This window comes from Streptomyces sp. NPDC005303 (assembly GCF_040607335.1).
Classification (GTDB): domain Bacteria; phylum Actinomycetota; class Actinomycetes; order Streptomycetales; family Streptomycetaceae; genus Streptomyces.
On record NZ_JBEXGM010000035.1, the window covers coordinates 1 to 11380 of the forward strand.

Below are 11380 nucleotides of genomic sequence, written 5' to 3' on the forward strand. Positions count from 1 at the left end.
GCGGGGCGGAGCCGTTCACGGTGTCCTCGGCGATGCGATCGTGGTGTCTGATCACCTCGGCGATGATGATATTCAGGAACTTCTCAGCGAAGGCCTCGAATTCCGCAAGCGGAATTCTGAGTGCGTGTCAATTCGCGCAAGCGCGAATTGAGGGAATCCCGCAAGCGGGATTCTTGGGGCTGGCAGTAAGGGTGGATGCATCACGCGCGGGGCTGTGTAGGGCTTGGGATTCCCCGTCACTACCTCGACAAGGGATGTGACGGGCTGTCGGCCTGACGGGGTGCCAGCCTGGGGGTAGTGACGGGTTCCGCTGCGCTCCACCCTGAACCCCTCCCCCACCGTCTACCTGTCCCGGGCATGTTCACCTATTCGCCCTGTCAGCATAGAGGACAGCTGACTGTTCGTGGGTGAGATTGAGTCACTGTGCCATCCTCGGGTGTGAAGTTGTCTACGGGTGATGCATCACGAGCCTTGACTGTGTAGAATCTGGGATCAGATGCTACACCCTTACCACCGCGCACCTTGCGCCTGGATTCTATTTGCTATTACGCGCTGCATTCCGCGAAAAAGGAGAACACGGGGCATGGCCGTGAAGCTGCGTGATCACCAGATCGAGGCCGTTTCCGCCATTGTGCGGGGTCTTGATGTTCCGCCGGGCGGTATTCCCTGGAATGGTCTTCGCGGGCAGGTGCACGCGGCGTGCGGCACGGGGAAGACCGTCATGGCTGCCGCGTCGGCGAAGCGGCTTGTGCCCAGGGGGCGTGTGCTCGTGTTGGTGCCGACGTTGGATCTGCTGGCGCAGACGGTGAGGGCGTGGCACGAGGCCGGCCACAGGGGGCCGGCGGTGGCGGTATGTTCGCTTCAGGACGACCCGGAGCTGTGGTCGTTGAAGGTGCGCTCCACGACGAACCCGATCCAGTTGGCGCTGTGGCACGGGCAAGGGCCGGTCACCATCTATGCGACGTACGCCTCGCTGGGCGTCCTGGCCGAGGCGTTCGAGGGCGCCTACGGCCAGAAGCTTGATCCAGTAGACCTCGCGGTCGTTGATGAGGCCCACAGGACTTCCGGTTCGATGGGTAAGGCGTGGGCGGACATCCACGACCAGAGCGTCATCCCGGCGTACCGGCGGCTGTACCTGACGGCGACGCCGCGGATCTGGGAGGAGCGGCTGAACCGCGAGGTTGCCGAGGGGGTGCGGGATCCGCTGCCGCGGGAGATGGCGGCGAGCATGGATGACGAGAAGGTCTTCGGGCCCGTCCTGTACAAGCTCTCGCTCGCATCTGCCGTCTCCCGGGGCCTGTTGGCGCGGTACCAGATCATCGTCCTGGAGCTGAAGGACCCTGTCGTCACTCCCGAGCGGCTGATGGGCGAGGAGCGGCACACCGAAGAGGTCCGCGGGCAGCGCCTCGGAGCCCTCCAGGCCGCGTTGCTTCACACGATGGCGCAGCACGATCTGTCGACGTGCATCACCTTCCACCACCGCACCATCGAGGCCCAGGCGTATGCGGAAGGCCTTGAGCGCGTCGCGGCCAAGCTGCACGCCGACCAGCCCGAGACCTACCCGAAGCGGATCTGGGCGGACTGGCTGTGCGGCGAGCACGTCCCCGAACGCCGACGGGAGGTCCTCGGCTCGTTCGGGTCGACGGCGCAGCGGGCCGTGCTCTCGAACTGCCGGGTCCTGGGCGAGGGCGTCGACATCAGAGCCGTGGATTCAGTTGCCCTGTTGGACCCCAAGGGAGCGCCGCACGACATCGTCCAGGCTATCGGCCGGGCACTCCGACAGAAGCCCGGACAAGGGAAGTTGGCCTCTTTGATCGTGCCGGTCTTCCTACAGCCGGGAGAGAAACCGGAGGACATGTTCACCTCGGGATCGTATCGGCCTTTGGTGAAAGTCCTGGAAGGGCTGCGCGCTCACGATGAAGAGGCAATCGAATTGCTGGCGATTCCACAGGAGCCGCAGAAAGACGTGGCGCAGCCGTCCGTGAACATCGGTGCCGCGCCGGGAGACGGTGAGGAAGAATCCCGGCTGCTGCTCCGTTTCGCCGCTCCCAGGGATCCGGTGATGGTCGCGGACTGGGTCTCCTTCAACGTGATCGACACCGAACGCCAGGACTGGGGCCGCGGCTGGGCGAAGCTGAAGACGTACGTCGAGCGGACCGGGAACGCCAGGGTGCCCTACGGACACCGCGAGGGCGCGACACCTCTTGGACAATGGGTCGCGGAACAACGACGCGCCTACACAGCCGGACAGATGACCGGCCAACGCGCCCGACGGCTCGAACAACTCGGCATGGTCTGGTCCCTGGCCGATGAACGCTTCCAGGAAAACCTCGAAGCCGCGAAGGCCTACTACGACCAGCACTGGACACTCTGCGCACCCCGCTCCGCCACCATGCTCGACAAGCCGGTCGGGCAGTGGCTATCGAACCTGCGCCGCCCCGGCGCCCTCGACGGACATCCCGAGTGGAAGACGGCACTGGAAGCCGTGGACAAGGACTGGAACCCGGACTGGCCGCCGGACTGGCAACGCCACTACGCCGCACTGCGCGAACTGGTCGCCGACGAAGAAGGCCAAGCCGGCCAGGTGGAAGTCCTGCCCGGATTCACCGTCCACGGCATGGACATCGGCAAATGGCTCGCCAAGCAGCGCAAGATCGAGGTCTGGCAGACCCTGACGGACGGGCAACGCGAACGCCTGGAACAACTCGTGCCGCTGGCCCCGGCGCCGGAGGCAGAGGTGCCCGCCGCGGCGCCCCAGACGGCCTTGAGCGCCTTCGAGAAGGGCGTGGCGGCCCTGGCGCAGTATAAGACCCGCACCGGATCGGTGACCGTCCCACGGGGGCACGTAGAGACACTGGACGACGGGTCGGAGGTGAAGCTCGGAGTCTGGATCATGAACCAGAAAACCCGCCGCACGAAGCTGACCGCTGACAAACTCGCCGCACTCGCCACGCTGGGACTGGAATGGGCGCAGTAAGGTTAAGGAGTGGGCTAAGTTTTTGGTTAAGAAGTCGGGTTCTGACGTGAGGGTGCAGGGATATGGCATCTGAGGAAGAGCTGTTCGCGTCCGTCGATGCTCTGTTGAACGAGGAGCCGCACCTGCCGCCTCCGGCGGAGCGTGCCCGCCTGCGTGAGGCCGCCGGTATCACCCAGGCCCGTCTGGCGACTGCGTTGAAGACGACGACTCAGTCGGTGAAGAACTGGGAGAACGGCCGCTCGGAGCCGAAGTCGCCGCGCCTGGACGCCTACCAGCGGCTGCTGAAGGGGTGGGCAGCGAAGTATCCGGCTCCCAGTGCGGCCCCGGCTGCCGCGACGGCGCCAGCCGCATCGGGAACGGCTGCGTCCGCGGTGGAGACGACAGAGGCCCCGCCAACTCCCGCTGTCCCAGCAGCGGGGCCGCCGCATCCCGCCGCCCGGCCGGCCGCGGGATCGCGGCGTCCGGCCGCGACGAAGGCGGCGCAGCCCGCAGCCGATCCGCGGTTCCCGCACGGTCCGCTCGCCGTGCTCGACGGCGACGGGGCCGCGTACGGCGTCGGTGGGATCGTGCTCGACTGCCCGGCGACAAACGTGGTGGAGCTGGTGGAGTGGACGCTGCGCGAGTCCGGGCTCGGTGCGCCGCGCCTGCACCGCAACGGCAAGGACAGCGACCCGCTGATCGTGCTCACCGCCGCGGCCGCCGTGAAGCTCGGACTGCCCGAACGCCTTGAGGGCCATGAGCAGCGCCGCTCCCTTCGGCTGCCGGAGGATCACCCGGTGGTCAAGCAGGTGGTGAAAGCGAAATGGCGGCTCACCCAGCGCGGGTTCGGCCCCTGGGCAAGGATCTACCGCAAGGCCCAGGGGCGCGAGCGGCAGTGCGTGCAGCTCGCGATCCTGTCCTGGGACGCCCTCGATGAACGCTCCTGGCCCGCAGTTGCGGAGATGGAGCCGGCCGACATCGCCCGCGTTCTCGGCGTCTACGCCACCCGCGTCATCACCCCGCGCGGCTCCACAGCCGTATCGGGCCTTGAGCTAATGACGGCGCTGCGGCCACCCACACGCGCCACGCAGGACCCCGCCACCGGGAACTGGGTGCCCGGCCACAACCCCGGCTCGCTCGGAACGGAGCCGATGGACCCGGCCCCGCCGGAAGCCACCCCCGAACACCCCGTCGTCGTCGACAGCGGCTGGAACGGCGGCTTCCTGAACGAGGAGGCCTACCAGTGGGTGCGCGACGTCGACCTGCTGAGCGATGAGGAGTGCACACTGCCGTACGCGGTCGGCCTGGACCTGAACACCGCCTTCCTCGCCGCCGCGGCCCGCCTGGTCGTCGGCCTGTCCGCCCCCGACCACTTCCACAACCCGGTGTTCAACCCGAAGATCCCCGGGAGCTGGCTGGTGGATCTGTCCCACGTCGAGGTCGACCCGCGCCTGCCCTCACCGTTCACGCCAGACGGCACCCGGCCCACCGGGCCTGCCTGGTACCAGACCCACACCGTCGCCTACGCCCAGGAACTCGGCTACAACGTCACCCCGATCGAGGGGTACCTGCGCCGGGAGACCGGCGCCTACCTGGACCCCTGGCACGACCGGCTCAAGGCCGCCTACGTCGACACCCTCGCCGACCTCGGCGTCACCCGGGACCTGGACGACCGCGCCTTCCTCGCCGCGATGGAGCGGCACAAGGACGCCGACCCGGCGATGGCGGCCGTCCTCGCCGCCATCAAGGCCACCGTCAAGGGGGGCATCGGCAAGCTCCGCGAACGCCCCCAGGGCAAGAAATACAAGGAGGGCGAGCGGTGGCCGGCCCTGCAGCGGCCCACCTGGCGCCCCGACATCCGCGCCGCCGTCATCTCCAAAGCCCGCATCAACATGCACCGCAAACTGCGCAACATGGCCACCATGACAGGCCTGTACCCCCTCGCCGTGCTCTCCGACTGCGTCGTCTACCCCTCACCCGGCGACTCGCCGCTCGACTTCCTGCCCTACGCCGCCTCCGGCAAGCCCCAACCCGGGGGTTTCCGTCTCGGGCCGACCCCAGGCCTGGCCAAACTCGAGGGCGTCCAGTCAATGCTCTGGGCGGTCGACCTCATGGAACAGGGCTACAACCCCGCCCGGCACATCAAGGGCGGCGACGCCGTCCTCGACGAAGGAGAGTAGGCCGTGGCCGGAGAGATCGACGAGGCGATCGAGCGGGCCGACCGGGAAGCGTTCACCCGTCAGCCGCCCAAAACACTCCAGGCACGCATCAACTTCCTGATGAAGCAGTTCAAGACGACCAAAGCCGTTGCCCAGGAGATCGGTGTCAGCCAGCGGTCGGTGGAGCGCTACCGCACAGGCGAGCGCAAGCACCCGCCCAAGGCCATCGCCGAACGGATCGACGCCGCCGTACGGGCCCGCTGGCAGCCACAGGTCCGCAAGCGCCGGCAGAGGCAGGCCGCGACCACCGGCGGGATCACCGTAGAGACCCGCGCCCGCTTCGGGTACACCGCGCCCGTCGGCACCACCGACGACGGAAGATTCCGCCGCCTGACCGTCCACCTCCCCCCGGCCTACGCACAACGCCTGTTCAACGCCCGCAACACAGGCGCCAGCGACCAGGAGATGCGCCAGATCATCGCCGAAGGCTTCAAAGACATCTACTTCCAAGACGGCGGCAGCCGCGCCACAGGACTCTCCGACGTCACCCTCAACGACATCGACTACCTCGACCTCGACTACTAACCGGACGCGGTCGTCTTCCCCGAGATGGTCGCCATCTGAGCCGAAGCACGGTAGTTGTCACATAGGCAGGCTTGTTGTCACCGGCGAGGCTGCAGGTCGTTGGGGCCGCCCATCCCGGGAATCAGCGGCTCGGGCACAATCAGGAGCCGTGCCCACCCCTCCTGATCCCGCTGCCCTGTACCCCGATGTCGCGGCCCTGCGGCAGCCTCGCCGCAGCGCTCCGGGCCGAGGCGGAAGGCTGCCTCGCCGGTGTTCCCGTCACGTCCTCGGACTTTGATCCGCTGCTTCATGCGACCGTCACAAGCATGCTGCCGCACCGCGAGCCGCTGCAGATCAGTGCATCGTCGCACGAGCGACGGTGGTCAATCCGCGGCACGGAACCGTTCCAGAGCCTGTCCCTCATTGATGGCAGGACGGACGACCTGGCGGAGGTCGCCAGGGCCGCCCGGGCCTGGCACGACGGCGCGGCGCTGAACGGCATTCGCCAGGCGGCACCCTTCGTGCACCTGACTGGCCGGTTCGAGGTGCCCGACCTCGATTCCGCGCGGCTGGTGGAATCCGAGTGGCAGAGCATGCGCGTGGAGGCGAGCGGGCTGGACTACGTCTGGCAGGAGACGTATCAAGCCCTGATCGAGGCGGCGCACGCCGAGCCGGCGCTTCGTGCCCTCTACCCGTTCACGAGCCACTGGGCGTTGCGCTTCTCAACCACCACCCGCCCGCGCCTGACCGTCGTCGGACCGTGCCTGACCGCGGGCAGCGACGGCATGTACGGGGTGGGGACAGGGTTCATCACTTCGGACCTTGGCTTGTTCGCCACAGCGCACGAGGCCGTGGCGATGGCCGTGCACCATATGCCGTCCGGCCTCGGCCCGGTCACGCTTGGCGGATGACCTTGCCCGACAGAGGAGCCGCGTGGGTGCGACCACCGCCCGCATCGCCCCGGCACTGGTGACAGAAAGGCTGCCGAACAAGCACTTGTGACAAGTCGAATGCCTCGTTGGTGACAACCAGACTGCTTCGACCGTCCCCATTCACCACTTCAGCCGGTCCTGCTGATGACAACTCCTGAGCTTCGGCTCACCATCGCGGACGCGCTGCTGGATCCGGCCACATGGCCGAGCTGGTGTGGAGGGACATGGGGCGGGCGGCCGCGGTCCGCCGACGGTGCGACAACAGCCCGTGGTAGCTGCGCCAGGAACATCAGCCCCGCCACCAGCCGGGCAGCTGCGCTGGGCAAGGAGAAGACGGCGCCCGGCTCGGGGAGGATCTGGCGGGCGGCCGTGCCCGCGGAACAGCGCATGCGTGTCCGCTGTTGCGGTCTGCACCCGATCTACGGTCGGGTGCTACCCACACCGAAGGACGGCATCCGGGACAGGAATCGGGTCCGCCGTCATCGTCTAGGTGGGCGCCATCGTTGTCGGAGTCGACTCAGCAGCCCGGGCTTTCCCTCGCTCACAGCGTCGCTGAGGTGGCGGCGGTCCCGTTCACGGTTTTCAGCGATCTCTACCGAGGAGTATCGGCGGCTCCAGTGCACATTGCCCTGTCGGATCCAGTAGTGCGCCTGGCATGGAAGCGCCCAGTTGCCGATGGACGGTGCCAAAGAGATGCTTTCGCCGTCGTAGGTGATGGACCACTGTGCTGGTGACAGTGGCGTGATGACCTCGTGCCCGCATCCGCAGGCGCACAGGTGGCCGCATGTGCCGTAGGGGATCGAGACGTACAGGATGGCCGGTTCCATCGGTGTCGGGAAGGTCTCGACGAACACCGGGCGCAGGTTGTTGACCGGGGTCATTGCCGGTCCTCGTTGGCGATCTCGTTGGTGATCAGCGAGTAGGTGGAGAAGCCTTCCTCGGTCAGGTCGGCGTAGACGCCGATAAAGCGCTTGAAGCGGTTGACGGCCAGGACAGCGTTGAGCGCGTTCAGGTCGGCGGTCTGGATGTTGCGTGCGTAGGCGTCGCGTTCGGGTGCCAGCTGCGGGATGCGTCGGCGGGCTTGTTCGCGGCGTCCCGGCAGGCTTGCGGTCACGCGCAAGAGTCCGCTGAGTCGGCCATCGATTTCTTCGATTCCCATGCCTACGTCGATGAAGGGCACTTCGTGGGATTCGAGCCAGTCCATGACGGCCGGTTTGCCGGCTGCGTCGTCGGAGGCGAGGAAGACGAAGGTGGCTCCCTCGAGGAGGTCAAGGTTGTCCTCGTCCAGGTACTGCTCGCAGGAGGTGACACCGCAGTGCATGTTGGCGTAGAGCGAGGCGAAGTAGGCGGCCTTGTTCGGGCGGTTGCGGAGCGTCTCGACGGTGGGGGCGCCGGGTGCCCTGAAGGCGTTGTGGTTGTCGAAGGTGTCGCCGTCGATGAGCAGGATCGTGTCGACCTCGGTCTTGGCGATCTGGTCGAGGATGTAGCTGCCGCTGCCGCCGAGGCCGACGATCACGATGTGGTGGCCGCGGTAGCGGCGATTGACGGTTGCCAGGCCAGCGCGGGAGGTGGCGGTGTCGCGGTAGACGAAGGGGCTGCCGTCGTCTACGTCCTGCCAGGCCGCTCCTGGGGTAGGCGTGAACGACGGGTCGATGGCCTGTGCCTGGTCGGCGAGGATGCGCGCGTATGCCGTGATCTTTGTGTACTCGTCGGGATAGCCGTCGGGGCCTGGCTTGCTGGAGAGCATGAACTGCGCCTGTAGTCCCTCGGCGATGGCGCGGGACTCGGGGTTGGCCAGCCCCAGCGGCCGTCCGTGCTCGTCGCATGGGGCGGACCCGCCGAACCAGATGCGGTGGTCGGTGCCGGAGACGATGCGATCGCCGCTGACCGTCACGGGGTAGGCGAGGAAGCCGTGATTGACGGCGCACCCTGAGGTGACGTACGGGATGTGGCGGACGATCAGGTGCCCCGCTTGCAGGACGACGTCGTAACCGTCGTCGAGGAGGCGTGAGAGGTCGGGGTCACGAGCGAGAGGTGCGGTAGACATCGAAGACCATCCCCTTCTTCACTCGCACGCTGTGGCCGGCCGTCAGGCTGCCGGAGCCGTGCCCGTCGTGTCCGCGGCTGTAGCGGACGGTGTAGGTGTCCTGCTCGGTCAGCGGCTGGCCGGGGAAGGCCAGGTCGACGACCTGCTCGAAGGTGATCTCCTTCGCCTCCCACGGGTGCGGTCGGGTGTTGACGATGATCGTGACGGGCTGAGGCCCGTGGTCCTGCGGCATGGGTACCTCCAGATGTGCGGAACGACCTGGCCGAGACAGTCCAAAAGTCGACCAGTGCTCGAAGTTTCGAGCAGTTAGACTGTAGCAGAGGTGATCGACAAGTTGAGCGTTGCGAGAAATCAGGGACACCGATGAGCGAAAGCCCGACCGTGGACGTGCAGGCTCTGCATGCGGCTCTGGACGCCGCGCGGGAGGAAAAGGGGCTGTCCTGGCGGCAGTTGGCCAAGGAACTCGGCGTGAGCGCATCGACCATCTCGCGGATGGCCAACGGACTGAAGCCGGACGTCACCGGATTCGCCGCTATGACGACATGGCTGCGCATGCCGGCGGAGACCTTCTACGTCACCCCCGAAGCCACCCCCGCCTCTCTCTCGCAAGAGGAGCCCGAGCTGGTGGCATCGCTGGTGCCCCTCCTGCGCGCCCGCAGCGATCTCAGTGAGGGGGACGTGGCCTACCTCCAGGAAGTCATCGGAGCCGCCGCCCGCAGATTCCGTGCCGAACGCGCGTCCGGGAGTAACTGAGTGCGCTGGACACAGGCGCTGATGCGCGAAGTGGCGCAGGAGGAACGCGCCGGACTCGGCCTGGGGCCGCGCGACCCGCTTGACCCCTATGCCCTCGCCGAGGAGCACGGGATCAGCGTGTACACCCTCAGCAACCTGCGTGAAGCCGACATGAGCGACGAGGCGTTCCAGTACTTCACTGAGCACAGAACATCGGCGTGGTCCGCCGCACTCGTCCCCTTGGGCACCGCCAGGGTCATCATCGAGAACGAGTCACACCAACTGGAGCGCCGCCGCTCGAACATCGCCCACGAACTCGGCCACCACCTCCTGGAACACTCCTTCGACAGCGTCATCCTCGGTGAGGACCACAAGCGGCAGTTCAACGAGCAGCAGGAGAAGCAGGCCGCCTTCATAGCCGGCGAGCTCCTGGTACCACTGGCCGCAGCCGAACGCATGGCCTTCAATGGCTGGGACAACGAACGCGTCGCAGCCGCCTACGGGGTGAGCAAGCAGTTCGCACAGAACCAGATGAAAGGCCAACGCGTGCGGGCCAAGCGCACCGCTCAGAAATACGGGTTCGGAACCCCCGCCTGACGCGCTCGCTCTAGTTCAATACGACTGCGACTCGACTACTTGGCCATACCAGGCCAGCTCAGGAGGCAGTTGGCCGCAGGCTTGCGGCAGCGTCTGAGAAAGCTGAGGGGGCGGCGGTGCGAGACGACAGGGATGACGCACCATCCACCACCTCAACAACCACACCTGCATGGCCTGAGCAGGGTGAACATGCGGCCACAACGGCCTACAGATGTGCGGTGCCTTAGGCAGCATCGGCCACCCCTGCCGGCTGCCTCATGCCCCAGTCGGCAGGGAGTTGCCACGGTTGATTTGTATGAAGATCTCCGGGCCCCTTCCGCCGTTATGCGTGGACCAGTGATCATTCATCAATGACTCCGGATCCACGCAGTCGGCGTCGCGCTACGCCGCGCGCAACCAAGAAGCCGCAAGTCGTCACGAGACCATCGAGCGATGATGAGCATGACGTCGTTTACTTCAAGCGGCACGTCGAGGATGACCCCCACCGGGCTTCACCCGGCCGCGATTTCCTGCGCTCTACGCCCACAGCAGTGCGTGCCACGATGCGATCCGTTCTGGCGGCTGTTGCGGCGGCACCGCCGAAGAGCTTCGCAGGGGGAGGCTACTGGGAGGCCATGAAGGCGGACATGGCCGGTTGGTACGAAGTGCGCGTCGACGGTCCGAAGCGGCATCACTATCGCCTCTTCTGCCTGCTGGATTACGACGCGGAAGGGACAGACAAGCCGCTCCTGGTCGTGATAGCCGGCCGCGACAAGCCCTTCCGGACAGTGCTGGCACCCGCCGACTATCAAGCCGTGCGAGCCTTGGGTGAGGAGTACCGCAAGAGGAACCCTCGCTCTATTGAATGAGCAAGGGTCAGGCTAGGCAACTGCGCGCGAGCGAGCCTTGGGACTTCTCAGTTTGCCGAGGTGCTCCGCAAGCGCGCGGGTGTCGGCTACTCCGCCCTCCAAAAGTGGTTCAGTCACCGACTTCCGTTCTGCTACAGGAAGAGGCTCCAAGGTGATGCGCATACCCAGCGCCGCTGCGATCTCCGCCAAGGTTCCCAGTGTGGGGTTGGCGTGCTTAGAGGAAAACAGCCGTCGCACAACTGCCGGCTCCGCACTGATGGCGCGGGCCAGAGCAGCCTTGGAGAGATCGGCTGCATCCCGCGCCTCATCGAGTGCGTTGACAATGCGGTCGATAGTGGCGATGCGGATCGATTCCACCACGTAGTGGCGCATGAACTCAGGGTCTTGCAGATCCTCTGCAAGGTCATCCCAGAAGGCGCCGTGCTGCGTAGACATAATGCTCTCCTCCCGCCGTCCTGGTCCGTGGCACCAATCGAACAGCTCATGACGTGAATCTCCCGCGACGGAACTAGACACCCACCGACAGCCGTCAAGCCAGCCAGGCC

At 66.5% G+C, this 11380-nt stretch carries 11 protein-coding genes and 1 pseudogene; 7 read left to right on the plus strand and 5 right to left on the minus strand.

The features are described from left to right. Positions 1–94 (minus strand): annotated as a pseudogene (locus ABZT93_RS33630) (chorismate mutase); the annotation flags it as partial. Positions 95–583: 489 nt separating this feature from the next. Here ABZT93_RS33630 and ABZT93_RS33635 point away from each other — a divergent pair. From ABZT93_RS33635 to ABZT93_RS33650, 4 genes are all read left to right on the plus strand, one after another. Beyond that, on the plus strand, positions 584–2977 hold the full coding sequence (locus ABZT93_RS33635) for a Helicase associated domain protein (RefSeq protein WP_356111828.1): 2394 nt from the start codon (positions 584–586) through the stop codon (positions 2975–2977). Positions 2978–3039: 62 nt separating this feature from the next. After that, positions 3040–5136 (plus strand): helix-turn-helix domain-containing protein, encoded by a 2097-nt coding sequence (locus ABZT93_RS33640; RefSeq protein WP_356111830.1) that lies wholly within the window; start codon positions 3040–3042, stop codon positions 5134–5136. Positions 5137–5139: 3 nt separating this feature from the next. Beyond that, positions 5140–5700 (plus strand): XRE family transcriptional regulator, encoded by a 561-nt coding sequence (locus ABZT93_RS33645; protein ID WP_356111832.1) that lies wholly within the window; start codon positions 5140–5142, stop codon positions 5698–5700. A gap of 305 nt (positions 5701–6005) precedes the next feature. Next, positions 6006–6590, plus strand: a complete 585-nt coding sequence (locus tag ABZT93_RS33650) for a DUF6193 family natural product biosynthesis protein (protein ID WP_356111834.1) — start codon at positions 6006–6008, stop codon at positions 6588–6590. Positions 6591–7090: 500 nt separating this feature from the next. On the opposite strand, the gene ABZT93_RS33655 is transcribed toward ABZT93_RS33650, so the two are convergent. From ABZT93_RS33655 to ABZT93_RS33665, 3 genes are read right to left on the minus strand one after another with little or no spacing between them, the layout of a single operon-like run. Beyond that, positions 7091–7492 carry a DUF6527 family protein gene (locus ABZT93_RS33655; protein ID WP_356111836.1) on the minus strand — a complete coding sequence of 134 codons (402 nt, stop codon included), beginning with the start codon at positions 7490–7492 and terminating at the stop codon, positions 7091–7093. Then, entirely contained in the window at positions 7489–8658 is a 1170-nt protein-coding gene (locus tag ABZT93_RS33660) for a ThiF family adenylyltransferase (protein ID WP_356111838.1), read from the minus strand. The genes ABZT93_RS33655 and ABZT93_RS33660 overlap by 4 nt, the downstream gene beginning before the upstream one ends. Continuing rightward, entirely contained in the window at positions 8633–8890 is a 258-nt protein-coding gene (locus ABZT93_RS33665) for a multiubiquitin domain-containing protein (RefSeq protein ID WP_356111840.1), read from the minus strand. Before ABZT93_RS33665 ends, ABZT93_RS33660 begins: the two co-directional genes overlap by 26 nt. A 131-nt stretch (positions 8891–9021) precedes the next feature. Between ABZT93_RS33665 and ABZT93_RS33670 the strand changes: the two genes are divergently transcribed. From ABZT93_RS33670 to ABZT93_RS33680, 3 genes are all read left to right on the plus strand, one after another. Continuing rightward, positions 9022–9411, plus strand: a complete 390-nt coding sequence (locus ABZT93_RS33670) for a helix-turn-helix domain-containing protein (RefSeq protein ID WP_356111842.1) — start codon at positions 9022–9024, stop codon at positions 9409–9411. Next, a complete protein-coding gene (locus tag ABZT93_RS33675; RefSeq protein ID WP_356111844.1) occupies positions 9412–9987 on the plus strand; it encodes an ImmA/IrrE family metallo-endopeptidase in 576 nt (191 codons plus the stop codon). It begins immediately after the preceding gene. Positions 9988–10337: 350 nt separating this feature from the next. Beyond that, positions 10338–10835, plus strand: coding sequence for a hypothetical protein (locus tag ABZT93_RS33680; protein ID WP_356111846.1), 498 nt, complete (start codon positions 10338–10340; stop codon positions 10833–10835). A 12-nt stretch (positions 10836–10847) separates the two neighbouring features. Here ABZT93_RS33680 and ABZT93_RS33685 read toward each other — a convergent pair whose 3' ends face one another. Continuing rightward, entirely contained in the window at positions 10848–11270 is a 423-nt protein-coding gene (locus ABZT93_RS33685) for a helix-turn-helix transcriptional regulator (RefSeq protein ID WP_356111848.1), read from the minus strand. Positions 11271–11380: the final 110 nt, after the last annotated feature.